Origin of the sequence: Azorhizobium sp. AG788 (assembly GCF_943371865.1) — a bacterium.
In the GTDB taxonomy this organism is placed as follows: Bacteria; Pseudomonadota; Alphaproteobacteria; order Rhizobiales; family Xanthobacteraceae; genus Azorhizobium.
This window is the reverse complement of record NZ_CALRWL010000035.1, coordinates 1-26,430: the sequence shown is the minus strand read 5'-3', so window position 1 is coordinate 26,430 and position 26,430 is coordinate 1. Positions and strand designations below refer to the sequence as shown.

Genomic DNA, 26,430 nt, shown 5'->3' with positions numbered 1-26,430 from the left:
GCCGTTCCACACCGCCTGCGGGCACGGAACGAACTCTCGTTGAAAATCAGAGGCGGTATCAACGTCCAGAGCAACACTCTGGCCGGCGCCGGCCCTCAAGGATGTGCCGTTGGTGGCGGCGGTGCTACCGCTGCCAACCGAAAGCGGTCTTGTCCAGGGTTTTTGCGCCGAAACGTTCAGTTGAGGCTGCGACCGGTTGCCCTCCCAAGGCCTCATAGAAGCCGATGGCGGGACGATTCTCCGCCAGCGCCCACACCACCAGACCGTTCAGACCGGCCAATTGCAGATCCCGCCGCGCGGCGGAAAACAGCCGTTGCCCAAAGCCGAGGCCCTGATAGACGGGCTTGAGATAAATTTCGTAGATCTCGCCGCCATAAGCCAAGCTTTTGGCGCGGTTACCACCATAATTGGTGTAGCCCGCCACATCCTCACCCACCAGAAGCACCGAAATGCGGCTGCCGCGGCGGATGGCCGACTGCCACCACTGCGGGCCGCGCCGCTCCACCATCTGCTCCAGTTCCACACCGGGGATCAGGCCACGATAGGCCGTGCGCCATGCGTCGTCATGGATGGCCGCAATGGCGGGAGCATCTTGCGGTTTGGCGCGACGGATCTCAATGAGGCCTGTGCTCATGGGGCAATGGAAGCAAGAACCGGCCTGCTCTTCAAGGGGCGTGAACATCACGAAACCGCCTCATCCACCGCCCACGCCCGGGCCAAACCGGCGGAACGGTCACAAACAACAGTGAAAACACATGCATGGACAAACTGTTAGCCAGAGAGATACCGACGGTGTTCACCTCGCTTCGAACTTGCTCTAATGAAGGGCATTGAGCCCCGCCCCGCCTCTCCGGCCCATCAGCGAGCCGCCATGATCCGCTTTCTGTTCCGCTTTTCCGGCTTCTGGCTCATGGCCGGCGCATTCGTGGCCCTGGTCGTGGACGGCACTCGCTCCATCGCCGGCTCGCAATTGATCTTCACCTCCGCCCTCGATTCATGGACCGCCGTGTCACCCAACAGCCTCGACATGGCCCAGGCGAATCTGCGGGCGCTCTCGCCTTTGGCCTGGACCGGCGTGGCGGCGCCCGTACTCAGCCTGCCGCTGTTTCTGCTCCTGGGCGTGCTGGGCGTGGCACTCCTGGCCATCGGCCGGGCGCCCGAGCGCTCGCCCTTCGATGCCGACTGAAGCGCACCTGACAGGCATCCCCTCTCGCAACCGGCCGTGGGCATCCCCATATCTGCGGTCGAGATAAGGAGCGCTGCCATGTTCTGGTCGAAGAAGCCCCTGGACCTGCCTACCGCCGAGAGCGCCCTGAAGGGCCGCCCGGATGCCCTGCCCACCGCCCGCCTGCATCATGTGAACCAAAATCCCCTGAAGGGTCCGTATCCCGACGGATATGCCACCGCCATATTCGCCCTCGGCTGCTTCTGGGGCGCCGAGAGGGTGTTCTGGCAGACCCCTGGCGTGTGGGTGACGGCGGTCGGTTATATCGCCGGCCACACCCCCAACCCCACCTATGAGGAAGTGTGCAGCGGCCGCACGGCTCACACCGAGGCGGTGCGTGTCGTCTATGACCCCGCCAAGGTGAGCTATGGGGAGTTGGTGCGCCTGTTCTTCGAGAGCCATGACCCCACCCAGGGCATGCAACAGGGCAATGATGTCGGCACCCAATACCGCTCCGGCATTTATGGCGGCAACCCTGCCGAGGTTGCGGAGGCCAAAGCGGTGCGCGATGCCTATCAGGGCGCGCTGAAGGCCCGTGGCCTTGGCCCAATCACCACTGAGATCATCGACGGCGGCCCGTTCTATTTCGCCGAAGATTACCACCAGCAGTATCTCTCCAAGAACCCGCGCGGCTATTGCGGGCTCGGCGGCACCGGCGTCACCTGCCCGATCGGGGTCGGGGTCGCCGCGCAATGACTTTCGTGGCCGGGCAACCTCCGGCCGCGCTTCCCTTGGGGAGCCGATGAAATCGGCGTTTTCGGTTCCGAAGACTGATGGGCGCTTCAACTGGCGCCCAACTTGCTCTAAGCGGGAACGTCCGTTTCAGGAGCCCTCTCAATGGCCAATTCCACCTTTGTCATTTCGGCCCCGCCCGTCCCCACCTTGCCGGTGACGGGCTCAGACGCGCTGTTCCCCGTGCATCGCATCTATTGCGTCGGGCGCAACTTCGCCGACCATGCCATCGAGATGGGGCATGATCCCAATCGCGAGCCGCCCTTCTTCTTCCAGAAGAATCCGGACAATCTGGTGCTTTCGGGCGCCACTATCCCCTATCCCAAGCGCTCCAGCGACGTCCATTACGAGATTGAGCTGATCGTGGCGCTGAAGTCCGGCGGCGAGGACATCCCGCTGGAGAGCGCGCTCGACCATGTCTACGGCTATGGGGTCGGCATCGACCTCACCCGTCGCGACCTCCAGGGCGAGGCCAAGAAGCTCGGCCGGCCGTGGGAAGTCGGGAAGGCGTTCGAACAGTCCGCCCCCGCCACTGCCCTGGTGCCGGCGAGCCAAATTGGGCATCCCGATGCTGGCCGCATCTGGCTTTCTGTCAATGGCGACGTGAAGCAGGATGGCGACCTGAACATGATGATCTGGAAGGTGCCCGAGATGATCGCCACCCTCTCCACCTTGTTCAAGCTGGAACCGGGCGACCTGATTTTTGCCGGCACGCCGGCTGGCGTCGGACCGCTGAAGACCGGCGATGTGATCAAGGGCGGCGTAGCAGGCGTTGCCGAACTGGACATCACCATCGGTTGATCGTCAGGCGGTATCCCGGCCGGGCGCATCCGGCAGGCGGCGCACGAAGTCCGCGAAGGCTTCCGCCGCCTGCGGGCGCAGCGCTCCGCATGGTGCAGTACAGGGACATCGCGCGGCGGGGCTCGCATCGGCAGTACCCGCGCGTTCCCGCCGCGCCCACCACCAGGACAAATTCGTCCCGTACTCCAGGCAATCCAGAGCTGCTCTACTCGCCCTTCCACACAGCAGAGTTGGCAAGCCGAAAACCCAGCATCAGGGCGAACGTGTCGCCAGCCCTTCCGTCGATGGCCACTGGCTGTCACCCAGCCAGAAGGATAGATGCTTGCAAACACCCTCAAGCGCGCCGCTCAAGCTATCATACTGATACCATTGCATATTTTTATGATACTCCGCGGGAACGCACCCGCGGGCTCCTCGTTGGTCTCTTAAGGGCATGGGGAAAACGAGGAGACACACCATGGCAAACGAACAGCGTGACAACGAGCAGCGCGGCGGCTCCGGCAATTTCGCCAATGATCCGCAGCGGGCCGCTGAAGCCGGCCGCAAGGGTGCCCAGCAGGGTGGCCAAGCCCAAGGCGGTCAGCAATCCCAATCCGCGGGCGGCGACCAACAGCAGCGCGGCGCCGGCGACTCCAGCCAGGATCCATCCCGCGCTGCGCAGGCGGGCCATAAGGGCGGCCAGAGCGTACCCGATGACAAGCGCAGCTTTTCCCAGGACCCGGATCTTGCTTCCGAAGCCGGGCGCAAGGGCGGCCAGCGCTAGGTCCACGGAGCGATAGGTTCATTGATCGGGCCGATGGGGCCGATTAGTGGCTGCTCTTCGAACATCGATTGAAAGATGCCGGCCCGGATTTGACCGGGCCGGTCCTTTCGCCTCTCCGCATCGCACCGAGATATAGGTAAAAACCACCGCGTTGCAGCGACAGCCTCGTTCAAGCTCAACATGGGATTGAGCTGCCGGAGCAAGGGGCTCGCGAAACGAATTTCCGACTGACTCACTTTTCGTTTTCTTTGGAACGAAGGTAGAGGACGTGCGTTCCTATCGGGCGACGGTTTTCAAGGGAGATCCGCGCTTCGGCTACAGCGGCGAAGAGCCATGAGCCTGAGACGAGAGTGGCCGGGGAACACGCCGACGTCGGGCATAGAAGCCATCGCCGGTGCAGAAAGTGAGAGCCCGGTTCGGACGACCGTCGATCGGGAGGATAAAATGACATTGGAAGTGAAAACGCCACAAGCTCTCGCCCCCCCTCTCTGCATCTGGTTGGATGGTCATCGCCATGTCGTGCGTTCCCTTGGCGATGCGATCGATCTGTTGAACCGCGGCACCGGGCACCCGCTTGCGCGCTATTCTGAGCTGCTCGTTCACCAATTGGAAACCGCCTCCACCGCCGAACTCCAGGCCCGCGCATGGCAGGCGTTCCAAACCTGGATCGAAGCCTTGCGGGCAACGGCCATGATCGGCACGCGCTGCGCGGCCTGAAATCGTCGCCGGGACGGGGCAGAGATGCATTACGCTGCAGGCGCCACGCTCATCGTCACAGGCCCGGACATCGCCCGGGCTCCTCCCGCGATCTTGATTGGGCCTCACGACGACGCTCTGCTGAACGCGTCTCTTTGCGCTGCACCTACACTGTTGCACTTGGACGACCGATGCCCATCAGAGCGACTTCCGATGGCGAGTTCCGACGGAGAATCGTGCCCCGGAGACCCGCGTTCATAGCACCGTCAATGCCGCCGAGGCCGCCAGTACCGTCATAGCCGCCAGGATCACCACCCAGAACCGCATCGTGGGCAAGGCACCTGGCAGCGGTTGGCCGTTGGCTTCGCGCATCGCCGCCGCGAGTTGATCCAGTTCAACCTCGCCATCCACCGGGCGATCGCCCGGCTCCGGCGGCGTCGCGCTCAGGCGACTGGCGCGGTAGGATCGGCTCGGCTCGGCGTTGGGCGGAAAACCCCAGCGCGTCGACGCAGGAACGAGATCCTCACCGTCCGGCCTCATTGTGGCATCGAGGCTGAAGCGCCCCGCATAGGCCTTGGACATGGCTTCTCTCCATACATGTTAAAGATGCAACGGCAGGAACTGCCCAGAGTTCCCTGCCCGGCCCGAATCAGCCCATGTGCATACAACCCACAGGCGTGCACCCACTGTCGCGGCGCGGCCGCATCCATAGCCAGCGCCCGAGACCGATCGCTCGGCGCGCGAGATCGCAAACGGTGAGGGCCCCGGTGTGGGACCTGTCGCGCGCCGGCTCCTGGTGGGAACTCATCTCGGTGGAGGCGGTTAAACTGCAATCTGGGGCGCAGCAACGTCACTCGGTGCGATCCACGCAGCGCATTGCGTGCTACCGATCACGCAGGACGGCGGCCAAGACAACGCCAGCCCCCTCCGAGAGGCACGTTTCATGAGCGACCGCGACCCGGTCTTCGGTCAAGTCGATCTGACCAATTGCGACCGTGAGCCCATCCACATCCCCGGATCCATCCAGCCGCACGGCGTACTGCTGGCGCTGGATTCCAGCCATGCGGTGGTCGAGCAGGTCGCCGGCAGTACCGAACGGCTTCTCGGTGTTCCGCCCGAAGAGATCATCGGCCAGCGACTGGACAATTTACTCGGTGCCTCCGCGCTCTATCGCCTCCAGGCCGTGGTGGCGCAAAGCATCTGCGTGCCGCATCCCCAGTTCGCCTTCGAGGCGTTGCTCCAGACCACGGGGCAGATGCTCGACGCCGTGGTCCACATGAGTGGAGGCGGCATCATCGTCGAGCTTGAGCCCCGCCTGGAGATGCCCCAAGGCAATCCGCTGGTGCTGGTCCAGGAGATGATCCAGCGCCTCCAGGCATCTCAGGGGGTTGATGATTTCCTCGATGGCGTCGCCCACGCCGTCCGTGGGGCCACCGGCTTCGACCGGGTAATGATCTATCGCTTCCTGGAAGACGACAGCGGCGCGGTGGTCGCAGAGGCGAGAGGCCCCGAGATCGAGAGTTATCTGGGGCTGCGCTATCCCGCATCCGACATCCCCGTCCAGGCCCGGGCCATGTATCTCAAGTCGTGGATTCGCCTGATTCCCGATGCGCGTTATACGCCCGCCCCGCTGCAGCCCCCGTTGAACCCGCAGACGAACCGGCCTCTGGACCTGACCCACGCGGTCCTGCGCGCCGTCTCCCCACTGCACCTGGAATATCTGGCCAACATGGGGGTCGCCGCCTCCATGTCGCTATCGCTCGTGGTCGGCGGGAAGCTGTGGGGGCTAGTGGCCTGCCACCATCAAACTGTGCGCCACCTTCCCCACGGCGTGCGCGCCGCCTGCGAATTGTTCGCCCAGATGGCGAGCCTGCACCTGAGCGAAAAGCTGATCCAGGCGGAACAGGCGCTGCGGCTGCGGGCCAAGACCACCCTGCCGAAACTGATTGAGATCATGACGCAGGACGAGGACCTCGCCTCGGCCCTGACCCAGTATCAGCCGAATTTGCAGGACTACATTCCTGCAAATGGTGTGGTGGTGTGGTGGGAGGGCAAAGCCACCAGCAAGGGCGTCACCCCCAGCGGACATGAGATTGCCGCTCTGGTGGCGTGGCTCAACGCAACGATGCGCGAGGGCGTGTTCATCACCGATCGGCTATCGGAGTTGTATCCGCCCGCGGCAGCCTATGCGGCCATCGCCAGCGGCCTTGTGGCTTTGTCCATCTCTCGTGATCCCAAGGACTACGTGCTCTGGTTCCGGCCCGAGTTGTTGGAAACCGTCACCTGGGCGGGCAACCCCGCCAAGCCGGTGGAACCAGGAGATGACGGCGAGCGCCTGAGCCCGCGCAAGTCGTTCGCCGCATGGCGCGAGACCGTGCGCGGACGCTCACGCGCCTGGAATCCGGGCAAGCAGCAGGCCGCGCAGGACTTGCGACTTGCCATTCTTGAAATTGTGTTGCGCCGCCTGGACCTGATCACCCGGGAGCGCGAACGCGCCCGGGCGCAGCAGGATTTCCTGATGGCCGAGCTGGACCACCGGGTAAAGAACACCCTGGCCACCATTCAAGCACTGGTACTCTATTCCGCGAGGCATGCGCAGACGCTGAGGGCCTTTACCGAGACCATCCAGCAGCGCCTGCATGCCCTCGCGCGCACCCATGATCTTCTGACCCGAGGCCGCTGGGCGGGCGCCGATCTCAGTGCTCTGGTCCATGATGAGATGGATATGTACGGAGCAGCTCGCGTAACCATCGCCGGCCCTGTGGTGACGCTGAAGCCGAAGGCAGCCCTGAGCCTGTCTCTCGCGGTTCACGAGTTGGCTACAAACTCGGTTAAGTACGGTGCTCTGTCTGCGGATGGCGGCCAGGTGACGATTTTCTGGAAGGTCCCACCCGGCGCGGACGCGGCGCCCGCGCTGGCATTCGCCTGGATCGAGCGGAACGGCCCGGAGGTGACGCAGCCGACCCACAAGGGCTTCGGCCGCACGGTGATCGAACAGATGCTGGCGTTTGAAGTTCGAAGCACCGTTGACCTCCGGTTTTCGCCGGACGGCGTCACCTGCACCGCCATCGTGCCCGCAGACCTATTTGAAATGACGCAGTCAGCCTCGGCCGAACCGCTTCCGATTTCGCCAAGAGCGTTGCCGGATCCCGCACGAGAGCTGACAGGCCGTCGGGTCCTGGTGGTGGAGGATCAGACCCTGATCGCCATTGAGCTTCAGGATCTTCTGGAGCGCGATGGACTGGTCGTCGTTGGGCCGTTCGGGCAGCTGGACTCTGCCAGGGCTGCGGCTACCAGCGAAGGCTTCGACGCCGCTTTGCTGGACGTGGACCTCGACGGCGAGCGCAGTTGGGACGTGGCAGACATCCTGATCGAGCGCGGCATACCGTTCGCATTCACAACCGCCTATCAGCGAGAGGCGCTTTTCCCGGCTCGGTTTGACAACGCCGTGGTGCTGGCAAAACCCTATATGGAGGGGGTGGTCTTGGAGGGGATCAACCGGCTTCTGGCCCAAGGGACACGGGCTTGAGGTGCGTTCCGTCGGCAGCGATGCCACATGCGGTTGTCCATGGTGCGCTCCCTGCACGCTATTCCTCCCTCAGAAACCCTGCCCGCTTCAAGAATGAGGACTGGCCGACGGAGATGCCCGTTACGCCTTCCGCCAGCTCGATGTCTCCGGCGGAGAGCCGCGTGATCTCGTCCAGCGCCTCGGCAATGCAAGGCTGACCCACCTGCATCGCATTGCCCGACCGACCGCACATCCGATGGCAAAGAACCGGATCACATTCAATCAAAGAAGCCACGAGCGTTCTCATGCCTAAACGGCATAGCTTGATATCGCCCGATTGATTTGGACATGGCAGAGCTGAAGTTGGTGTAATCACCCGCGATAAAAAGGCGTGGCAAAGCTCGCCCGATCAGGGAGCACCATCGAACATGGCACGCCTTCGCCAGCTTTACGTCCAGGTGCTCATCGCCATTGCATTCGGCATCGCATTGGGTCTGCTCGCGCCGGCAACTGCCATCGAGATGGCGCCGTTGGGAGACGGCTTCATCGCCCTCCTGCGGATGCTGCTGGGGCCGATCATCTTCTGCTCCGTGGTGCTGGGCCTCACCCACGTGCGTGACATGCGCCGATTGGGCCGGCTGGCGTTCAAGGAGCTGCTCTATTTCGCGATCCTGACCACCGTGGGCATGGCGCTGGGCTTTGTCGCGGTCAACGTCTTCGAGCCGGGTGCGGGCCTGCATGCCACCAACCTCGTGATGAATGATAGTGTTACCAAGATCTCCACCACCGCCAGCGACTTCACGGCGGTCGGCTTTTTCATGTCGATCATTCCCCTCACCATCGTGGATGCCTTCGCCAAGGGCGAGATCCTCCAGGTGCTGCTCGTCTCGATCCTCACCGGCGCGGCGCTAAGCGTCGGAGTGAAGCAAGATTCCGCCATTCTCCGCGGCATTGAGGAGGCGCAGACCATTCTGTTCCGCATCCTCGGCTACATCATGATCGGCGCGCCCATCGGCGCGTTCGGCGCCATCGCGGCGGCAGTCGGCGCCGACGGCTCGGGCACGCTGATCTATCTGGCTCAATCGGTGGCGCTCTATTACGCGACGTCCCTGGTGTACGTGCTGGTAATCCTTGGCTCAGTCTGCGCGGTCGCCAACTTGCCGATGTTCAAGTTGATCCGACTGGTGCGCGAAGAACTGCTGCTGGTGTCGGGCACCGCGTCGGGCGAAGTGGCGCTGCCTCGGCTGATGCAGAAGCTGGAGAAGGCCGGGTGCGACGAGGCCGTCGTCGGCTTCGTCCTGCCGGCCGGCTACAGCTTCAATCTGGACGGTACCGCCATCTATATGGCCATCGCCGTGGGCTTTATCGCCCAGGCCACCGACACGCCGTTCTCGCTGGGTCAGCAGATTGGTGTTCTGGCCATCATGCTGCTGACCTCCAAGGGCGGCACGACGGTGGCCGGTGGCGCCTTCATCAAGCTGGCCGCCACGCTCCAGACGGTACGGGCACGGCCCCTCACAGGGCTTGGCATGCTGTTTGGGGTGGATCGCCTGATGGCGACCTGTACGGCGCTGACCAATGTCGCGGGCAACACTGTCGCCGTGTTTGTGGTCGCGAAGTGGGAAAACGCGTTCGATGCCGCGAAGTTCGCGTCCTACATGGCCGAACGCGCGGCGCTTCCGGGGGCCATATCCAGCGCGCTCCCGCTCTCCACTCCCGCTATAGCAAAGGCCGGCAAATGACCGCACGGGCGTCAGCGGATGTAGTCGTCCACCACCTTAGCGCCGAACCACGCCCCGGCCGCGACGCGTTCGACAATGACGCCGCGGACCACCTTGAACAGTTCATCCTTAAACAGGTCATCGGTGAAGCCGGCGGACTGGCCCTCCCGCGGCATGCCAATAGCCACCGTAGAGAGGAGCGGCGGCCGATCAATGATGCGCACCTGCATCTCGCCGCGCGCCGCCTCGCCCGCCACCGCCGCATGGGCCAGGATGGTCCAGCCCAGCCCACGTTGCACCATGGCCTTGGTCACGGAGACGCTGTCCACCTCCAGCACCACGTTGAGGCGGGCGCCACGCTGGATCGCCGCCTGCTCGATCATGCGGCGGTTGCTGTGGGGCAGCGACGGCAGGATGAGCGGCAGAGCCGACAGATCGCGCCAACGGATCGCCCGGCCATTGCCCTCGCCCTTGCCGATGGGCCCAGCCGCCACCATCCGCTCATGGAGAATGGGCGTGAGTACGATGCCATCCAGCGGCGGTGGATTGTAGAGCACCGCGAGGTCGAGGCGTCGGTCCAGCAGCCATTCCTCCAGCGAGGAACTGATGCCTTCGCGTACATGGATAGAGGCATGCGGCCAGCGCTCGCGCAGCGTCTCCACCACCAACGGTGCGACAACCAGACCCGCCGCTGGCGGCACGCCGAAGACCACATGCCCGGCGAAGCTGGTCTCCGGCGCCCGCACCAGCTCGGAAATCTGGTCCACCTGGCGCAACACCGCATTGGCGTGTTCCAGCAGCGAACTGCCGGCGCGTGTGAGGCGCACGCCGCGGCCATGACGCAGCAGCAGGCTGACGCCAATCTCCTCCTCCAGCTTGATGAGCTGACGGCTCAAGGCAGGCTGCGCGATGTTCAGGATGGTCGAGGCGCGGCTGATGCTGCCGGCGCGCGCCACCTGCACGAAATAGCGAAGGCCTCGGATATCGATGGTCGGTCTCCGTCATCAACTGGGGCCGGGGGCGCGAACGCGTCGGACAATTCTCTCGCAGGCGCTTCCGGTCCCGTCAAATCTCCATTTGGACCCGTTGCCGCATGAGTTGGATTGGCCTCGAAGACGTTATGCTGCGCTACGAGCTTTCCGGGCGTGGGAGCCCCGTTCTCGTGCTGCTGCACGAACTCGGGGGAAGTCTGGAGAGCTTCGACGGACTGATGCCGCAGTTGGAGGCTCACTTCCGCGTTCTGCGCTACGATCAGCGCGGGGCCGGTGGATCGGAGAAGCCGCGCCTTCCATTCTCGATGGCTGATCACGCCGACGACTTGGATCAGTTGGTGACGGCCCTCGGCCTTCCAACGCCGCTATTCCTGGCGGGTGTCGCAGCAGGCGCGGCGATCGCAGTGGCCTATGCGCTCGATGCGCCGCAGGCGGTCGCGGCGCTCGCCCTATGCGCACCCGCCCTGACGGTGGAGCGCGACCGTGTTGACTATCTCGCAGCGCGCTCTGAACTGGCCGTCACCGAAGGCATGGCCGCCATCGTCGACGGCAGCCTCGAGCGCTCGTATCCGCTGATTATGCAGCGCGATCCCGCCACTTATGCCGCCTATCGCTCACGGTTCCTGGCCAATGATCCTGTGGGCTATGCCCATGCCAACCTCGCCCTGGCCCATGTCCAACTGGAGCCCCGCCTGGAAGAGTTGCGCCAGCCCTGCCTGCTGCTGGCCGGCACCCACGATCTCCTGCGCCCGCCGCAGACCGTGGCACCGCTGGCGGCACGGATCGGGCATGGATCGTTTGACGTCATTGACAGCGGCCATCTGATGCCGGTGCAAGCACCGGAAGAGATGGGCCGCCAACTGGTGAATTTCTTTGCCGCTGCCAGGCGCAACGCCCTGGTGCGAGCCTCGTGAAAGCCGAACGCCCATGACTGCAAAGACTGCCAAGGGTCTCCTCCTGGTCACCATGGAGCCGCCGGCCGGCCTCGAGGAGGAATTCAATGACTGGTACGACACTGAGCATTTCCCCCAGCGCCGCGCCCTGCCCGGCTTCGAGAGCGCATCGCGCTGGATCTGCCTCAATGGCTGGCCGCGCTGGCTTGCGGTCTATGACCTCGCCTCCACTGCAGCTTTGGCCACAGAGGCCTATCATGCCGTCTCCGCCGGCAATTCGACGCCGTGGAGCAAGCGCATCCTGCCGCGCACCATAGGTCGGCAGCGGATCGTCGCGGACCAGATGCTGCCGGGCGATGCCCTCACCGGCCCCGCTGGAGAGACCTCCGCCCTGCTTCTGGCATGCTATCGGCCACGCTCTGAGCACGATGACTTTGCGAACCAGGCGAGGGCCGCGACATTGACACGGCACGGACTGTGTCAAATGCGCCTGTTCCGGCAAGAACAGGGAGGCGAGGCCGCCATCTGGTTGGTCGCGGAGTTCGCCGGGCCCGTATCGTGGGACAGCCTGTCCACCTCCCTGGGCGTGATCGCAGGCGTCGGCGCCCATCCCTTCAATCTCTATTCCCGCTATTTCCGCGGGTGACGGCCATGTCCACCACAACAATCGCCTCCCCCGGCGATCACATCATCACCTTGGACGGTCTCGCCTTTCGCTGCAGGATCGAGGGGGCTGACGGGGCGCCGTGGCTGGTGTTCAGCAATTCACTGATGACCGACCTCACCCTATGGGACGCGCAGGTTGCAGCCTTTGACTCCCACTTCCGCATCCTGCGCTACGACCAACGTGGGCACGGGGCAACCGGCGTGCCCACGGAGGATTGCACCATGGCGCAATTGGCCGGAGACCTGCTTGGCATCATGACCGCCTGCGGCATTGCTCGCGCCCACCTCGTGGGGATTTCCATGGGGGCGGCCACCTGCCTGGGCGCGGCCCTGAAATCCCCGGAGAAGGTCGCCCGGCTGGTGCTGGCGGACGGGCAGGCAGCAACACCGCCCGGTGGCGCGCAGGCCTGGGAGGAGCGCATCGCTGTGGCCCAAGGCCAAGGCATGGTCGGCCTTCGGGCGCCCACCCTGGCCCGATGGTTCACGCCGGCTACACTGGCGGCGAACGGCGCGGATGTGCAGCGCGTAGCCGCCATGATCGCGGCAACGCCGCTATCCGGCTTTCTGCGGGCGGTGCGAGCGCTGCAAGCCTTCGATTTTAGCGGCGACCTCGATCACTTGCCCTGCCCGGCCCTGATGCTGGCGGGTGCCGAAGACGGTGTCTTGCCTCGGACCCTTCGCACCCTGGCGGCAGCGGTGCCGGACGGCCGCTTCATTGAGATCGCCGGCGCCGGCCACCTCCCCAATATCGAGCAGCCGGCTGCATTCAATGCGGCCCTCGCCGATTTCCTCCTGTGAGAGCCGCCATGCGCATCAAGGACCTGACCCTCGACGAGATGACGCCGGCCCAGCGGGCCGTCGCTGATGAGGCCATCGCGGGCAAACGAGGCCGAGTTCCGGCACCGCTGCGGGCATGGTTGCACAGCCCGGAACTGGGCCGTCGCGCGCAACATCTCGGCGCGTTCGTGCGCTATGACACCAGCCTGTCGCCGGCTTTGTCGGAACTGGCCATCCTGGTGGTGGCCCGCTTCTGGACCTCCCATTTCGAATGGTACGCCCATGCGCGCGAAGCCCTCAAGACGGGCGTCTCGCCGGACGTGATCGCCGCCATCGCCGCCCGCGCAACACCGCCCCTGGAGAGCGAGGCGGACCAGATCGTGTTCGACTTCAGCACCGCGGTGGTGACCAGCGGCCGGGCATCCGACGCCCTCTATGCCCGCGCCGTCGCCGCCCTCGGGGAGAGCGGCGTGGTCGAGCTTGTAGGCATCCTTGGCTACTACACCCTGGTGGCCTTCACCCTGAACGTCTTCGACATCGGCCTGCCCGACGGAGAGACCTCCATTCTGAAAGCTTGAGGACCTCGCCATGACCGGCAGATTGGCAAACAAGATCGCGATCATCACCGGGGCCGGCTGCGTCGGCCCCGGATGGGGCAATGGCCGCGCGGCGGCGGTGCTGTTTGCCCGTGAAGGGGCGAAGATATTCGCCGTCGACAAGAACATGGCCAGCATGGATGAGACGCTGGAACTGGTGCGCGCGGAAGGCGGCTCCATCACCCCTCAGGCTTGCGACGTCACCGATAGCGCGCAGGTGGCCGCCATGATCGCCGCCTGCCGGGAGGCATTCGGCGGTATTGACATATTGGTCAATAATGTCGGCGGCTCGGCCCCCGGCGGGCCGGTGGAACTGTCCGAGGAGCAGTGGGACCGGCAGATCGCCGTCAATCTCACGAGCGTCTTCCTCACCTGCAAGCACGTGCTGCCGGCGATGGAGGCGCAAGGGGGCGGCGCCATCGTCAATACCGCCTCCACCTCCGGCATCCGCTGGACCGGCGCGGCGCAAGTGGGCTACGCCGCGGCCAAGGCCGGCATTATCCAGTTTTCCCGGGTCACGGCGGTGCAATATGCCGCCCGCGGCATCCGGGTGAACACCGTCATACCCGGTCAGATGCACACCCCCATGGTGGAGGCCCGGCTTGCGGGCCAGCGGGCGGGCGGTGACGTGGACGCGCTGCTGAAGACCCGTCTTGCGCGCATCCCCCTCGGCTTCATGGGCGACGGCCGCGACACCGCCGCCGCCGCTTTGTTCCTGGCCTCCGACGAGGCGCGCTTCGTCACCGGCACCGAGATCGTGGTGGACGGCGGCATGAGCGCGCGGTGTGACTGACATGGCATTGAACCTTACCCCCTGCCCGCCACCGCATCCCGCTCCCCACCCACCCGCGCGACGCCCGCCCGCGCGACGCCCGCCCGAGGACGCGTGCGATTCCCACTGCCACATCTTTGGCCCGTTTGAGCGCTTTCCCCTGCCGGACGATCGCAGCTTCACCCCCTCCGAGGCCCCAGAGCCGGCCCTGCGCGCCTTGCACGACACCCTCGGCTTCTCCCGGGCGGTGATCGTCCAGAGCCAAGGCCATGGCGTCGATCATGGTCCGCTACTGGAGGCCCTGGCGGGCAATCCCGAACGCTATCGCGGCGTGGCGTTGCTCAAGTCCTCAACACCGCAAGCGGACATCCTGCGCCTTGATGCCGCCGGTGTCTGCGGCGTCCGTTTCAATTTTCTCAGCCATCTGGGCGGGACGCCGGACCTGGATGCCGCAGGCATGGTGGCACGGCGGGTGGCGCCACTTGGCTGGCATGTGGCGATCCATGTGGCGGGAACGGATCTGGTGCGCCACGCCGATTTCATCACCGGTCTGCCAACGCCAGTGGTGATCGACCATATGGCGCGCCCCGATCTGGACGAAGACCTGGACGCCATCCGTGCCACTCTGTTCCGGCTCCTGGATACCGGCCGGGTCTGGGTCAAGCTCAGCGGCGCCGACCGCCTGTCGAAGGCGGGGGCGCCCTATGCGGACGTGGTGCCCTATGCCCGCAGCCTGCTGGACCATGCGCCCGAGCGCATGCTGTGGGGCAGCGATTGGCCCCATGTGAACCTCCACGGCGCCATGCCGGACGACGGAACCTTGGTGGACTGGATCGATGCCATCGCCCCAAGCGCGGATCTGAAGCGGCGCCTTCTGGTCGACAATCCGCAGGCCCTGTTCGGCTTTCCAGCCTCAGGCAATCCTCTCCGGCCAGAAAGGTAACGAGGACTTACCAAAACGCCCATTCCAGAATCCGCATTTTACCTTCGCCCGCAGCCTTGCTGGCATCTGGCACCACGCATTTAATCGATCCGGAGAGCGGTATGTTCAAGCGATTGTCCGTCAGCACGCTGTTGACGTCCGTCATTGCCCTTCTGGCCACGGCAACGGTGGGGATCCTGGCGCGCGGCGCCTGGGAATCCTCGCAGGCCCTGGCGGAGGCCACACGTATCGCGGCGGTGACCCGCGTTTCGGGTGACCTGTTTACGTCGCTGCACAACCTGCGCCTCGACCGGGCCTCATCCCTGCGCGACCTCCCGGCTGATCGGGTCTTCACATCGCTGACGCCGCAACTTGAGAGGTCGCGCACCGCGGAACTCCCGGCCCTGAAAGCGAGCGTGGCGGGGTTGCGGGCGTTGGACTTCCCCGGTCACGACACCGTTGCGGAGGAACTCGATCGTGCGGTGAAGCGGCTGGTGGCCCTGCACGGGGAATCCGTGACCGCTCTCGGCCGCCCGAAGGCGGAACGGCGTGCCGGGCTGCTCGCGGACTATTCAAAGGAAACCGCTGCCCTGCTTGAATTCCTGGACCGCACCTCGGCGCAATTGGTCAAATCGGTGAAGCTTCAGGATGCTTATGTGGATCAGATGCTCGAGCTCAAGCAGTTGGCCTGGGTCACGCGCAATGCCGCCGGTGACACCGCACTCCTGGTCTCCAATCCCCTCGCCGGCCAACCGCTGGTGAAAGACCCGCTGATCACATACGCCGCGATGGTCAGCAAGATCGATAGCACCTGGGCGGTACTGCTGGATCTCGCCGCGGGCATGCGGCTGTCGCCGGATCTGAGCGCCGCCATTGAGACAGCCAAGCGGGAGTTCTTCGCCCCCGCCTTCTCCGATCTGCGCCTGACCACCCTGAAGGCCCTGATCGCCGGCACGCCGCCGGGGATCTCGGGCGAAGACTGGACCCCGCTGGCAGTGTCCAAATTGACCTATCTCCAGGCGGTGGCGCAGAAGTCGCTCGACGACGCGACACGCTATGCGGAGGACCAGCAGGCGGCGGCGACCCGCGCGCTGTGGGTCCAGCTCGGTCTCCTGGCCACCGCGGCGGTGTTTGGCATCGCCATGATCGTCGTCGTGACCCGACGGGTCATCCGCCCGCTGGTCCGCCTGACCGGGGTCATGAAGGTTCTGGCGGGCGGCGACGTCAGCGTCACCGTGACCGACACCCGGCGCTCGGACGAAGTGGGAGCGATGGCGCAGGCTGTCCTGGTCTTCCAGCAGGGCATGGTGCGCAACAACCAGCTGGAGCAAGAAACCGCCCAGGCCAGGCTCCGGGCGGAAGAGGCGCGCCGAAACGGCATGCATGCGCTGGCCGACGAATTCGAGCAGGCGGTTGGCGGCATCATCCGCAACGTGTCGGCCTCCTCCGGGGCCCTGCACGAAACCGCCCAGACCATGACCGCTGCGGCGCGCAAGACCTCCACCCAGTCCACAGCCGTCGCGGCAGCAGCGGAGCAGGCGTCCACCAATGTGGTGATGGTCGCCTCCTCCGCCGAAGAACTGGGCGCATCCGTGGATGAAATCTCGCGGCAGGTCGAGCAGTCCGCCGATCTGTCCTCCACCGCGGTGGCGGAGGCCGCCAAGACCGGCGACGTCATCCGCGAACTGGCCCTGGCCGCCGCGCGCATCGGCGACTTCATCGGCCTCATCTCCAACATCGCCAACCAGACCAATCTGCTGGCGCTCAACGCCACCATTGAGGCGGCCCGCGCCGGCGATGCCGGCAAGGGCTTCGCGGTGGTCGCCTCCGAAGTCAAAGCCCTGGCCGCGCAGACAGGAAAGGCGACGGAAGAGATCGAAAGTCAGATCAGCTCCATCCAGTCCACCACCGATCATGCGGTGAAGGTGATCGACGGGGTGAGCACTCAGATCCGCAAGATGAGCGACGTGGCCACCGGCATCTCCGCCGCGGTGGAACAGCAGGGGGTCGCCACCCGCGAAATCGTGCGCAACGTAGATCAGGCGGCCACCGGGACCAACAGCGTCACCAGCCACATTGCCGACGTGGCCCGCACCGCCGATGAGACCGGCACCGCCGCCGCCCATGTGCTCACCGCATCCGCCGCCCTTTCCGAGCAGGCGCAGCAATTGGAAACCCAGATGCAGCGCTTCCTCACCACGGTCCGCGCCGCCTGAGATCAACGGCTCGGTCCCCAATCACGACAGCTGCGGGTGACCGGTTCACCCGCAGCTCCAAGCGACTGAGGACGGCCATTCGCTGTCGGATACCGCTCGCCCGTAGGAGCCTGAATAAGGACTTAGCTCTGGCGCCGCCGGTCCCAGAGCACCCGACGATACAGCGTACTGCGATCGATGCCCAAACGGCGGGCGGCGCGGGAGACATTGCCGCCGCACGCCTCCAGGGCGGCGCGCATGGCCTCGCGGGTCACGTCCGACAGGGCCCCCTCTCCGGTGGGAGGGACCGTGGGGAGTGCCGCTGCCTCCGGCTTCTCCCGCAGGAACTCGGACGGCAAGGCGGAGGCGTCCAGCGTCTGACCCGGCTCCGCAAGCGCCAGCATGGCCCGCAACAGGCCTGACAATTGCCGGAAATTGCCCGGCCAATCATGGTCCGCCAGCAAATCCTCCACCCCTGGCGACAGTGCCACGTTCAGTCCCGCGCCCCCGAGGCGCGACCAGATGGTGCGGACCAGATCCCGGCGGTCCGGCAAGGTGCGCAGCGCCGGCAGGTCGATCACATAAGGCGCAATGCGGAAATAGAGATCCTGGCGGAACTGCCCCGCCGCCACCAGATCGCCCAGAGCGCGATGGGTGGCGCAGACCAGAGCGAAATCCACCGGCACTGGCCGCCCGCTGCCCAGCGGCGACACGGCCCTGTCCTGAAGCACCCGCAGCAACCGGGCCTGCAGCCCCAGCGGCATGTCGCCGATTTCATCCAGGAACAGCACGCCGCCATCGGCCTGACGCAGGAGGCCCTTCTGCCCCTGCCGGCGGGCGCCGGTGAAGGCTCCTTCCTCATAGCCGAACAGTTCGGCCTCGATCAGGCTCTCCGGCAGGGAGGCGCAGTTGATCGCGATGAAGGGCTGCCCCGCGCGGGTGCTCCGGCCATGGAGCGCGCGGGCGAACATGTCCTTGCCGGTCCCGGTCTCCCCCTGGACCAGAACAGGCACATTGGCCTCCAGCAACCGCACCGCTCGCGCCAGCGCTGCCTGTGTCTGCGCCGACAGCACGGGCTGGGGCTCCTTAGAGGAGCGGGCGGACTGCGGGCTTAGCGAACTCTTCCCGCCACCGGTGATGCTGTGCGTGCGGGGGGCGATCACCCGGCCTATGACCTCGAGCCCCGCCTGGGTCCGCATCTGGCGCGGCGTCTGCGAAGGTTCTGCCTGCCCGAACACCTCTGTTGCGGTCACCTGATCCAGCGCGGACCAGTCGAGCTGGATCAGGTGCAGCCCATATCGATTGGCTGCCACCAAGCGCTCGCCCTCGAACACGAGGATGCCTTCACGCGCGGTACCCAGCAATTCCCGCTCGCGATGAAAGCGGAAGACGGTGCAATGGTCGAAACCGTGCTCGAACAGCCGATGCTCGATCTGCTCCACCGCCAGCCGCACCAGGCCGAGCGCATGCAGATGGCGCACGCCCGCATGGCCGGACATATCCAGCACCCCGGCGAGAGCCCCGCGCGGATCGAGAATGGGAGCGGCCGCGCAGGCCAGGATGCGGTGCGGATGGAAGAAATGCTCGGCGCCATGCACCGCGATCGGGCGCTTCTCCACCAGCGCCGTGCCGATGGCATTGGTGCCGGTGGCCGCCTCGCTCCACGGCACGCCGGGGCGCAGGTCCACCTTGGAGGCGCGGTCGGCGAAGTCCGCATTGCCGGCCATGTCGAGCACGAGGCCCGCGGCATCGGTGAGAATGACCACGCTGTCGGTCAGCTTGGCATCCGCCCGCAACGCCTCGATTTCCGGCCGGGTCATCCGGCGCAGCAGATCGTGGCGCTGCTGCAGCTCGCGCAAAGCGGGCGCGCTGATGGGCTCGACCCGCGGGGGATCGGCAATGTCCAGCCCCTGCTGCGCGCAACGCTGCCAAGAGCGCAGGATCGGCGCCGCCACCAGCCCCTCGGCCACCTCTCCATGGGTGAAGAAGCGCTGCCGCGCCGAGCGCACAGTCTCCGTCGTCGCCTGCGGCGCCATGGGCTGCGTCCTCCGAACTGTGGCAATCTGCAACACATGTTGCAGTTGGCATCTCTGTGTTGCTCCAATTCTCGCATGCAACACCCAGGACCGTCTATGGTCTCAGTTCAGAACTGATCTCGACTATTTGACACAGCCTCGATTTGCAGAGACTTCCCGCATTGCAGCGCAGGTTTGCAATTGCGAAATCAGGCAATTGGCACGGCCGCTGCACAGCTCCCGGCATCACGAGGGAGGATAAAATGAACAAGCCTGCATTCCTGTCAGCCCAGTCGCGCTCGCCGTTCAAGCCGCGCTATGGCAATTTCATCGGCGGCCAGTGGGTGGAACCGGTGGATGGCCGCTATTTCGACGACACCACCCCCATCACCGGCGAAGTTCTGACCCAGATCCCGCGCTCGCAGAAGGAAGACGTGGAGCTGGCGCTGGATGCCGCCCATGCGGCCAAGGACGCCTGGGGCCGCACCAGCACCACTGAGCGAGCGCTCATTCTGAACCGCATCGCCGACCGGCTGGAAGCCAATCTCGAGCTGCTGGCCCGCGCCGAGACCTGGGACAACGGCAAGCCCATCCGCGAGACCATGGCGGCGGACATTCCCCTCGCCATCGATCATTTCCGTTATTTCGCCGCCGCCGTGCGCGCCCAGGAAGGCTCCATCGGCGAGGTGGACCATGACACCATCGCCTATCATTTCCACGAGCCGCTCGGCGTGGTGGGCCAGATCATCCCGTGGAACTTCCCCATTCTCATGGCCACCTGGAAGCTGGCGCCCGCCCTGGCGGCGGGCAACTGCGTGGTGCTCAAGCCCGCCGAGCAGACCCCGGCCTCCATCCTGGTGCTGGTGGAGCTGATCGCTGACCTGCTGCCGCCGGGCGTTCTCAACGTGGTCAACGGCTTCGGCCTGGAGGCCGGCAAGCCTCTGGCGTCGAGCCCGCGCATCGCCAAGATCGCCTTCACCGGCGAGACCACCACCGGCCGGCTCATCATGCAGTATGCCAGCCAGAACCTCATTCCCGTCACCCTGGAACTGGGCGGAAAATCGCCCAACATCTTCTTCGCGGACGTGCCGGCGGAAGACGATGACTTCCTCGACAAGGCGGTGGAAGGCTTCGTCATGTTCGCCCTCAACCAGGGCGAGGTGTGCACCTGTCCCAGCCGGGCGCTGATCCAGGAGAGCATCTATGACCGCTTCATGGAGAAGGCGCTGAAGCGGGTGAATGCCATCGTGCAGGGCGATCCGCTGGATCCGGCCACCATGATCGGCGCCCAGGCCTCTGGCGAGCAGATGGAGAAGATCCTCTCTTATATCGACATCGGCCGCCAGGAAGGCGCCGAGGTGCTGGCCGGCGGCGCGCAGGCCCATTTGGAGGGCGCTCTGGCGGGCGGCTATTATGTCCAGCCCACCGTGTTCCGCGGCCACAACCGCATGCGCGTGTTCCAGGAGGAGATCTTCGGCCCGGTGGTGTCAGTGACCACCTTCAAGGACGAAGCCGAAGCCCTCGCCATCGCCAACGACACCCTCTACGGCCTTGGGGCCGGGGTGTGGACCCGCGACGGCACCCGCGCCTATCGCTTCGGCCGGGCGATCCAGGCCGGGCGGGTATGGACCAATTGCTACCATGCCTATCCCGCCCATGCGGCGTTCGGCGGCTACAAACAGTCGGGCATCGGGCGCGAGAACCACAAGATGATGCTGGACCACTACCAGCAGACCAAGAACCTGCTGGTGAGCTACAGCGCCAAGGCCCTGGGCTTCTTCTGATCACGCCACCCCGCCCGTCCGCAACAGCCATCGCGGACGGGATGGCGCGCGGCGCTGAGGCTGCGCGCCTTGCCCTTCCAGCCATCAGGAGTTTCCATCATGTCCAAGACCATGAGAGCCGCCGTCGCGCGCACCTTCGGTCAGCCGCTGGTGTGCGAAGAGGTGAAGATCCCCGAGCCCGGCCGCGGCCAGATCCAGGTGAAGATCCAGGCCTCCGGCGTGTGCCACACCGACCTGCACGCGGTCGAAGGGGATTGGCCGGTGAAGCCCAACCCGCCCTTCATTCCCGGCCATGAGGGCGTGGGCTTCGTCTCCGCCGTCGGTGCGGGTGTCACCCATGTGAAGGAAGGCGACCGGGTAGGCGTGCCCTGGCTCTATTCCACCTGCGGCCATTGCGTGCACTGCCTCGGCGGCTGGGAGACCTTGTGCGAGGAGCAGCAGAACACCGGCTATTCGGTGAATGGCGGCTTTGCGGAATATGTCATCGCCGATCCCAATTATGTCGGCCACCTGCCGGCCAATATCGGTTTCGTGGACATCGCGCCGATCCTGTGCGCGGGGGTGACGGTCTATAAGGGCCTGAAGGTGACCGATACCAAGCCGGGGGATTGGGTGGTGATTTCCGGCATCGGCGGCCTCGGGCACATGGCGGTTCAGTATGCCAGGGCCATGGGCCTCAACGTGGTGGCCGTCGACATTGCCGATGACAAGCTGGACCTGGCCCGCCGGCTCGGCGCCAGCCTCACCGTCAATGCCCGGGAGCAGGACCCCACGGCGGTGATCAAGAAGGAGATCGGCGGTGCCCATGGCGTCCTGGTCACGGCGGTCTCCCCCAAGGCGTTCGAGCAGGCGCTCGGCATGGTGCGCCGAGGCGGCACCATCGCCCTCAACGGCCTGCCACCCGGCAGCTTCCCGCTGCCCATCTTCGACATGGTGCTGCAAGGCATCACCGTGCGCGGCTCCATCGTCGGCACCCGGCTCGATCTGCAGGAATCCCTGGACTTCGCCGCCGAGGGCAAGGTCAAGGCGACGGTGCAGACCGACCGGCTGGAGAACATCAATGCCGTGTTCGACCGCATGCGCCGGGGTGAGATCGAGGGCCGCATGGTCATCGATATGAACGCCTGAGGAGTCGGGGCGGGACGTCCCCGCCCCTTCCTCTTTGCGAAGTTAGCCTGTCCATCGCCCCCGTCACCACCACGCCCGCGGCCCAGAATTCTCCGGCGGAGATCGTCGCCGCACGGCGCTGCGCCATCAATCGGACGCCGCCGCGCACGACGAGAGCATCGCCGCGGTCGCCCGGCCGTACCACCATTCGCACACCCGATGTGGGGGGCCCCCGCGGTGGTCTCCCTGCGCGGGCGATGCATCTCTAAGTTATTAAATATATTGGGCCTTTGGCTGGGGGACTCGGCATTGACCTTTTCCCCAACTCCCATCCTGGAGGGGACGGCTCAAATCCATGGCCATGGATTGGCCCGCCCCCTCCGCCACGCGCCGATGGGCACGGCGCGCTTCAGCGCGCTACTTCTGGCTGGCATCCAGGGCGGCCGCAAAGCCGTTGAAGGAGACCGGGAGCTGGACCTTGCGACGTGAGCCGTCCTCGAAGGTGAGAACTCCGGGACCGCTGGCGCTCCGCAGCGCCTGGACCTGATCGGGCTTCAGCTCCAGCTCAGCAAAGCAGGACCGTGGACATGTCTGGAAGGCGAGGGTCAGGGGGGATGCCTTCTCCGAGGTCTGCACGGTCACGCCGGCGGGCAAGCGCACGCCGGGCGGCAGCTCGACGATCAGACGCATGGGATCCGTCTTCGTGGCGCGGCCGAGCGCGATCTGGGCGATGGCGCCCTGTCCGCCTTGGGCTTGAAACGTTTGCGCCACTTCGCAGGCTTTGGGCTGGCCCTCGGGACTGGCGCACCGCACCAGCCAATCCTGGTAGGTGGCCGTGGTGGTCTGCGGTGCGGGCGGCGTCTGCGCGCCCGCGCTTTGGCTCATGCCCGCAAGCGCGATGCCCACCATCCCGCATAGCGGCAACACCCGCGCCAGCGCGCGGGACCGTCCGGCCCACGACCAGACCATTTTCACACTCATCTCAGGTCCTTTTCCGGAAGATGGCACCCGCACGCGTGGCGATGCCTTGCTTCATCGCCCGCGCGAGGAAGCCGTTGGTGTTGAGGGACATCCCAAGTCGTCAGTAGCTCACATACACCCGGGCCTGGAGGTTGAAGTCTCCGGCTTTGGTATAGGTGGCGTCGGTCAGGGCGAAGCCACCCACCAGGGTGGCGGTGACGTTGCGGTTCAGCGTGTAGTCCACGCCGAGGCCGACACCGGCCAGGGAGGAATCGTTGCGCGGCACCGTGCCCAGCAGCCCCTCATAGCCATAGCTCCGCCCCCAGCCCAGGTCGAAGAAGCCGTAAGGCGAGACCTGGTCGCTGATGCCCTTCACCCCAAGCGTGGACAGGAGGGCGAATGTCGGGGTGCGCAGTTCGTTGCGCCACACCAGCCCGGTATCCGCCGTCGCATCATCCAGCGTATAGCCGCGGGTCGCGTAGAGGCCGCCCAGGCTCATCTGCTCGGTGTCCGGCAGCGGCTGGCCGGCGGCCAGCACGCTGAGGTCGCTCACCCAGTTGAAGCCCGCCGGCAGGCGCGTGACCCGATTGAGGTCCGCCAGGCCATAGACATATTGGACATCGGTGACCCGGCCACCGCTATAGGCGCTCCATCGCGCCGCATTATTGCCCCCGATCACCCCGCCGGGATTGACCACCAGCTTCACATCCAGGCTGGTGGTGCCATAGGCATCCCCGCGGGCCACCGACCATCCGGCGCTCATTTCGAACAGATCTGCAGTGGCCCCCCCAATATCCACGCCGGTGAAATAGCTGCCGCGGGAGGCGGTCTTGCCCGTGACGCCCAGGATCAGGTCCCCGGCATAGAGGCCGGGGACGAGGTTGGAGATCGCGGTGCGATAAGAGATCGGGATTTCCAGTGTGGTGGTGTCGAAGGCAAAAGACGTGGGCTGCCCGTTCTGGCGCGTGGCCACATAGTTCGGCGCGATCTCGATGCTCTGGCGCTCGCCGGTGGACAGGACGAGGCGCGCCGCCTGGCTGTAATAGCTGGGCTGCTCCGCCCCGGCGCCCACGCGACCGGGATCGGTCCAGAAGTTCGGGCTGCCGGTGACCTGATAGGACAGGAAGCTCTCCGGCACCCCGAGGAAGGCCGCGCCGAAGCCGGCGAAATAGCGGTCGAAACCGGTGGCATGGGTGCCGGTGTTGGACCAGCCGGCGAAGATCTGCCACGGCTTCTGCGGCGTCACTTCCAGGGTGAGGGTGCTCAGGCCCACATCGTCTCCGGGCGCGAATACGCCGGAGACCGAACGGTAGGGATAGCGGTTCAGCCAGACCAGATCCTCGTCCAGCGCATCGGCGGAAATCCGCTGGCCCGGCCCTGTGCGGACCCGACGCACCAGGGCCGCCTCGGTGCCCGCCTCGGCACCGGAGACCTTCACCGATCCGGTGCGGAACTCCACCACCCGCAAGGTCAGCACGCCGCTGGTGACCTCCTGCGGCGGCAGGGTGACGGAGACGAAAGGATAGCCCGCCTCGCGATAGACCTTGGCGATCGCCGCCTGGATGTCGCTGACCTGCTTGCGCGACAGCGGCTGGCCGAGGAAGGGGGCCAGCGCCCGCTCCAGCGCCGCGTGCGGGATATCACCGATGGCGCCGATGCGGATCCCGCGGCCGCCTCGGGTGAGCACACTCTCCTTGGCGCCGATGAGGGTGATGCCGGAGAGCGCCACGCCGAGCGCCGTATCGTCGGGGCTGCCGGCCAGATCCTGTGGCCCGATGACCAACCGTCCCTGCCCGGAGACCACCGGCGGCAGATTGCGTTCCACCGGCGCCCGCACCTGAGCGAAGGCGGGATCGCACACGAAAAGGCCAAGCGCCGTGGCGGTGAGGAGGCGGAGGTTGAAGCGGGACATCAACGGACGGCACCTGATTGCGCCAGCGCTGATTGCACTTGGAACGTCAGCCAGCGGCCATAATTCTGATTGTCGGGATGGGGCGAGCGCTCGCAGGCGGAGGAGAAGGAAGATCCGCTGCATCCGCTGCCGGAGGCGCTCGTCGAAGTTGAAGACGATGCCGTGCCGGTGTCTGACCCACTCTCCTGGATCAGCACCACGATCTGGCTGGTCTGGACCCACTGGTCAGTTGGAGGCTGTGGAACCAGAAGGGTGGGCAAGCTGGACACGATAACGGTCTGAGCGACTTGCGCTGGAGTTGCCGCCGTCCCTCCCCCGGCCGTATTTCCACCGCCAGGGGCAGGCGCGACTGTGAGCACCCCGCCCACGTAGGTGAGCCGGTAATTGCCGGAGGCCGCCAGCGTGTTTTGCTGGATCGCATAGGTGCCCGCCGGTGATGTGGCATCCGCCGACGTACTGAGAACGCCGGTCAGGCTGTCGCCATTGACAAGGTTGCCGCTGGAGACCGACCAGGTCAGCACCGGATTGGCGGCGCCGAAGGCACGGCTCTGATCATCCGCCGTCACCGTGAGCGGACGGGCCGTCACCGCGACGGTCGCCCCGATATAGGTGAGCGTGTAGTTGCCGGAGGCCGCCAGCGTCCCCCGGGTGATGCCGTAGCTCCCCACATTGGCGGTGGCGCTCGCGGTCGTCGCCAGGGCGCCGGTGAGGCTGTCGCCATTCACCAGCCCGCTGCCGCCCACGCCATAGGTCAGGGTCGGGACCACATTGCCATAGACCATGCTCTGGCCATTGGCCGTCACCGTAAGCGGACGGGCCGTCACCGCGACGTTCGCGCCGATGTAGGAGGTGATGGTGTAGTTGCTGTTGGCCAGCGTCCCCTGGGTGATGCCGTAGGTCCCCACATTGGAGGTGGAGCTGGCCGTGGTCGCCAGGGCACCGGCGAGGCTATCGCCGTTCACCAGTCCGCTGCCGCCGACGACATAGGTCAGGGTTGGCAGGCTGTTGCCATAGACCATGATTTGGGCATTGGCCGTCACCGTGAGCGGACGCGCCGTCACCGCGACGTTGGCGCCAGTATAGGTGAGCGCATAGTTGGCCGAGGCCGCCAGTGTGCCCTGGGTGATGCCGTACGTCCCCACATTGGACGTGGAACTGGCGGTGGTCGCCAGCGCGCCGCTGAGGCTATCGCCGTTCACCAGCCCGCTACCGCCCACCACAAAGGTCAGCGTCGGCAGGCTGTCGCCATAGACCATGCTCTGGCCATCCGCCGTCACCGTGAGCGGACGCGCCGTCACCACGACGTTGGCGCCGGTATAGGTGAGCGCATAGTTGGCCGAGGCCGCCAGCGTGCCCTGGGTGATGCCGTAGGTGCCCACATTGGAGGTCGAGC

General features: G+C 65.7%; 24 protein-coding genes. 16 read left to right on the top strand and 8 right to left on the bottom strand.

Features of this window, described 5'->3' with window-relative positions:
• Positions 1-124 precede the first annotated feature (124 nt).
• A complete protein-coding gene (locus AAG816_RS18605) occupies positions 125-634 on the bottom strand; it encodes a GNAT family N-acetyltransferase (protein ID WP_341991199.1) in 510 nt (169 codons plus the stop codon).
• Positions 635-871: 237 nt separating this feature from the next.
• Between AAG816_RS18605 and AAG816_RS18600 the strand changes: the two genes are divergently transcribed.
• The 5 genes from AAG816_RS18600 to AAG816_RS18580 all read left to right on the top strand — a co-directional run bounded on the left by AAG816_RS18600 (position 872) and on the right by AAG816_RS18580 (position 4,238).
• Entirely contained in the window at positions 872-1,186 is a 315-nt protein-coding gene (locus AAG816_RS18600) for a hypothetical protein (RefSeq protein ID WP_341991170.1), read from the top strand.
• A gap of 78 nt (positions 1,187-1,264) precedes the next feature.
• Complete coding sequence (gene msrA, locus AAG816_RS18595) at positions 1,265-1,921, top strand: peptide-methionine (S)-S-oxide reductase MsrA (protein WP_341991169.1); 657 nt, start codon at positions 1,265-1,267, stop codon at positions 1,919-1,921.
• A 141-nt stretch (positions 1,922-2,062) separates the two neighbouring features.
• Complete coding sequence (locus AAG816_RS18590; RefSeq protein ID WP_341991168.1) at positions 2,063-2,758, top strand: fumarylacetoacetate hydrolase family protein; 696 nt, start codon at positions 2,063-2,065, stop codon at positions 2,756-2,758.
• A 457-nt stretch (positions 2,759-3,215) separates the two neighbouring features.
• Positions 3,216-3,521 (top strand): KGG domain-containing protein, encoded by a 306-nt coding sequence (locus AAG816_RS18585; RefSeq protein ID WP_341991167.1) that lies wholly within the window; start codon positions 3,216-3,218, stop codon positions 3,519-3,521.
• 333 nt (positions 3,522-3,854) lie between these two features.
• The gene (locus AAG816_RS18580) at positions 3,855-4,238 is read left to right on the top strand and encodes a hypothetical protein (RefSeq protein ID WP_341991166.1); all 384 of its coding nucleotides are present in this window, start codon (positions 3,855-3,857) and stop codon (positions 4,236-4,238) included.
• 234 nt (positions 4,239-4,472) lie between these two features.
• Here the strand turns inward: AAG816_RS18580 and AAG816_RS18575 are convergent, their stop codons facing one another.
• Positions 4,473-4,799: a hypothetical protein gene (locus AAG816_RS18575; RefSeq protein ID WP_341991165.1), complete on the bottom strand. Its 327-nt coding sequence runs from the start codon at positions 4,797-4,799 to the stop codon at positions 4,473-4,475.
• 361 nt (positions 4,800-5,160) lie between these two features.
• On the opposite strand from AAG816_RS18575, the gene AAG816_RS18570 reads away from it, so the two are divergent.
• Positions 5,161-7,746 (top strand): HWE histidine kinase domain-containing protein, encoded by a 2,586-nt coding sequence (locus tag AAG816_RS18570; RefSeq protein WP_341991164.1) that lies wholly within the window; start codon positions 5,161-5,163, stop codon positions 7,744-7,746.
• Positions 7,747-7,804: 58 nt separating this feature from the next.
• Here AAG816_RS18570 and AAG816_RS18565 read toward each other — a convergent pair whose 3' ends face one another.
• Positions 7,805-8,020 carry a hypothetical protein gene (locus tag AAG816_RS18565; RefSeq protein WP_341991163.1) on the bottom strand — a complete coding sequence of 72 codons (216 nt, stop codon included), beginning with the start codon at positions 8,018-8,020 and terminating at the stop codon, positions 7,805-7,807.
• 133 nt (positions 8,021-8,153) lie between these two features.
• Between AAG816_RS18565 and AAG816_RS18560 the strand changes: the two genes are divergently transcribed.
• Positions 8,154-9,467, top strand: coding sequence for a cation:dicarboxylase symporter family transporter (locus tag AAG816_RS18560; RefSeq protein ID WP_341991162.1), 1,314 nt, complete (start codon positions 8,154-8,156; stop codon positions 9,465-9,467).
• Positions 9,468-9,478: 11 nt separating this feature from the next.
• On the opposite strand, the gene AAG816_RS18555 is transcribed toward AAG816_RS18560, so the two are convergent.
• A complete protein-coding gene (locus tag AAG816_RS18555) occupies positions 9,479-10,429 on the bottom strand; it encodes a LysR substrate-binding domain-containing protein (protein ID WP_341991198.1) in 951 nt (316 codons plus the stop codon).
• 137 nt (positions 10,430-10,566) lie between these two features.
• On the opposite strand from AAG816_RS18555, the gene AAG816_RS18550 reads away from it, so the two are divergent.
• The 7 genes from AAG816_RS18550 (at position 10,567) to AAG816_RS18520 (ending at position 17,280) form a co-directional block, all read left to right on the top strand.
• Positions 10,567-11,352, top strand: coding sequence for an alpha/beta hydrolase (locus tag AAG816_RS18550; protein ID WP_341991161.1), 786 nt, complete (start codon positions 10,567-10,569; stop codon positions 11,350-11,352).
• Positions 11,353-11,365: 13 nt separating this feature from the next.
• Entirely contained in the window at positions 11,366-11,977 is a 612-nt protein-coding gene (locus AAG816_RS18545; RefSeq protein WP_341991160.1) for a hypothetical protein, read from the top strand.
• Between the two features lie 5 nt (positions 11,978-11,982).
• Complete coding sequence (locus tag AAG816_RS18540; protein WP_341991159.1) at positions 11,983-12,795, top strand: alpha/beta fold hydrolase; 813 nt, start codon at positions 11,983-11,985, stop codon at positions 12,793-12,795.
• An 8-nt stretch (positions 12,796-12,803) separates the two neighbouring features.
• Entirely contained in the window at positions 12,804-13,352 is a 549-nt protein-coding gene (locus AAG816_RS18535) for a carboxymuconolactone decarboxylase family protein (RefSeq protein WP_341991158.1), read from the top strand.
• A gap of 10 nt (positions 13,353-13,362) precedes the next feature.
• On the top strand, positions 13,363-14,163 hold the full coding sequence (locus AAG816_RS18530; RefSeq protein ID WP_341991156.1) for an SDR family oxidoreductase: 801 nt from the start codon (positions 13,363-13,365) through the stop codon (positions 14,161-14,163).
• A gap of 1 nt (position 14,164) precedes the next feature.
• Positions 14,165-15,085: an amidohydrolase family protein gene (locus tag AAG816_RS18525; protein WP_341991155.1), complete on the top strand. Its 921-nt coding sequence runs from the start codon at positions 14,165-14,167 to the stop codon at positions 15,083-15,085.
• Between the two features lie 101 nt (positions 15,086-15,186).
• Positions 15,187-17,280: a methyl-accepting chemotaxis protein gene (locus AAG816_RS18520; protein ID WP_341991154.1), complete on the top strand. Its 2,094-nt coding sequence runs from the start codon at positions 15,187-15,189 to the stop codon at positions 17,278-17,280.
• 122 nt (positions 17,281-17,402) lie between these two features.
• Here the strand turns inward: AAG816_RS18520 and AAG816_RS18515 are convergent, their stop codons facing one another.
• Positions 17,403-19,295 (bottom strand): sigma-54-dependent Fis family transcriptional regulator, encoded by a 1,893-nt coding sequence (locus tag AAG816_RS18515; RefSeq protein ID WP_341991153.1) that lies wholly within the window; start codon positions 19,293-19,295, stop codon positions 17,403-17,405.
• 242 nt (positions 19,296-19,537) lie between these two features.
• On the opposite strand from AAG816_RS18515, the gene adh reads away from it, so the two are divergent.
• Positions 19,538-21,058, top strand: coding sequence for an aldehyde dehydrogenase (gene adh / locus AAG816_RS18510; protein ID WP_341991152.1), 1,521 nt, complete (start codon positions 19,538-19,540; stop codon positions 21,056-21,058).
• 99 nt (positions 21,059-21,157) lie between these two features.
• Positions 21,158-22,186: an alcohol dehydrogenase AdhP gene (gene adhP, locus AAG816_RS18505; protein ID WP_341991151.1), complete on the top strand. Its 1,029-nt coding sequence runs from the start codon at positions 21,158-21,160 to the stop codon at positions 22,184-22,186.
• Positions 22,187-22,582: 396 nt separating this feature from the next.
• Here the strand turns inward: adhP and AAG816_RS18500 are convergent, their stop codons facing one another.
• From AAG816_RS18500 to AAG816_RS18490, 3 genes are all read right to left on the bottom strand, one after another.
• A complete protein-coding gene (locus AAG816_RS18500) occupies positions 22,583-23,146 on the bottom strand; it encodes an invasion associated locus B family protein (RefSeq protein ID WP_341991150.1) in 564 nt (187 codons plus the stop codon).
• Between the two features lie 100 nt (positions 23,147-23,246).
• Positions 23,247-25,037: a ShlB/FhaC/HecB family hemolysin secretion/activation protein gene (locus AAG816_RS18495; protein ID WP_341991148.1), complete on the bottom strand. Its 1,791-nt coding sequence runs from the start codon at positions 25,035-25,037 to the stop codon at positions 23,247-23,249.
• Positions 25,037-26,430, bottom strand: a 1,394-nt coding sequence (locus AAG816_RS18490) for an MBG domain-containing protein (RefSeq protein WP_341991147.1), incomplete at its 5' end; no start/stop codon positions are given. The genes AAG816_RS18495 and AAG816_RS18490, both read right to left, overlap by 1 nt.

Coding starts and splice junctions, on each gene's coding strand:
- AAG816_RS18525 (WP_341991155.1), top strand. CDS start 14,165: ATGGCATTGAACCTTACCCCCTGCCCGCCACCGCATCCCGCTCCCCAC.
- AAG816_RS18590 (WP_341991168.1), top strand. CDS start 2,063: ATGGCCAATTCCACCTTTGTCATTTCGGCCCCGCCCGTCCCCACCTTG.
- AAG816_RS18550 (WP_341991161.1), top strand. CDS start 10,567: ATGCTGCGCTACGAGCTTTCCGGGCGTGGGAGCCCCGTTCTCGTGCTG.
- msrA (WP_341991169.1), top strand. CDS start 1,265: ATGTTCTGGTCGAAGAAGCCCCTGGACCTGCCTACCGCCGAGAGCGCC.
- AAG816_RS18495 (WP_341991148.1), bottom strand. CDS start 25,037: ATGTCCCGCTTCAACCTCCGCCTCCTCACCGCCACGGCGCTTGGCCTT.
- adh (WP_341991152.1), top strand. CDS start 19,538: ATGAACAAGCCTGCATTCCTGTCAGCCCAGTCGCGCTCGCCGTTCAAG.
- AAG816_RS18560 (WP_341991162.1), top strand. CDS start 8,154: ATGGCACGCCTTCGCCAGCTTTACGTCCAGGTGCTCATCGCCATTGCA.
- AAG816_RS18600 (WP_341991170.1), top strand. CDS start 872: ATGATCCGCTTTCTGTTCCGCTTTTCCGGCTTCTGGCTCATGGCCGGC.
- AAG816_RS18515 (WP_341991153.1), bottom strand. CDS start 19,295: ATGGCGCCGCAGGCGACGACGGAGACTGTGCGCTCGGCGCGGCAGCGC.
- AAG816_RS18540 (WP_341991159.1), top strand. CDS start 11,983: ATGTCCACCACAACAATCGCCTCCCCCGGCGATCACATCATCACCTTG.
- AAG816_RS18605 (WP_341991199.1), bottom strand. CDS start 634: ATGAGCACAGGCCTCATTGAGATCCGTCGCGCCAAACCGCAAGATGCT.
- AAG816_RS18570 (WP_341991164.1), top strand. CDS start 5,161: ATGAGCGACCGCGACCCGGTCTTCGGTCAAGTCGATCTGACCAATTGC.
- AAG816_RS18545 (WP_341991160.1), top strand. CDS start 11,366: ATGACTGCAAAGACTGCCAAGGGTCTCCTCCTGGTCACCATGGAGCCG.
- AAG816_RS18535 (WP_341991158.1), top strand. CDS start 12,804: ATGCGCATCAAGGACCTGACCCTCGACGAGATGACGCCGGCCCAGCGG.
- AAG816_RS18500 (WP_341991150.1), bottom strand. CDS start 23,146: ATGAGTGTGAAAATGGTCTGGTCGTGGGCCGGACGGTCCCGCGCGCTG.
- AAG816_RS18520 (WP_341991154.1), top strand. CDS start 15,187: ATGTTCAAGCGATTGTCCGTCAGCACGCTGTTGACGTCCGTCATTGCC.
- adhP (WP_341991151.1), top strand. CDS start 21,158: ATGTCCAAGACCATGAGAGCCGCCGTCGCGCGCACCTTCGGTCAGCCG.
- AAG816_RS18575 (WP_341991165.1), bottom strand. CDS start 4,799: ATGTCCAAGGCCTATGCGGGGCGCTTCAGCCTCGATGCCACAATGAGG.
- AAG816_RS18530 (WP_341991156.1), top strand. CDS start 13,363: ATGACCGGCAGATTGGCAAACAAGATCGCGATCATCACCGGGGCCGGC.
- AAG816_RS18585 (WP_341991167.1), top strand. CDS start 3,216: ATGGCAAACGAACAGCGTGACAACGAGCAGCGCGGCGGCTCCGGCAAT.
- AAG816_RS18580 (WP_341991166.1), top strand. CDS start 3,855: ATGAGCCTGAGACGAGAGTGGCCGGGGAACACGCCGACGTCGGGCATA.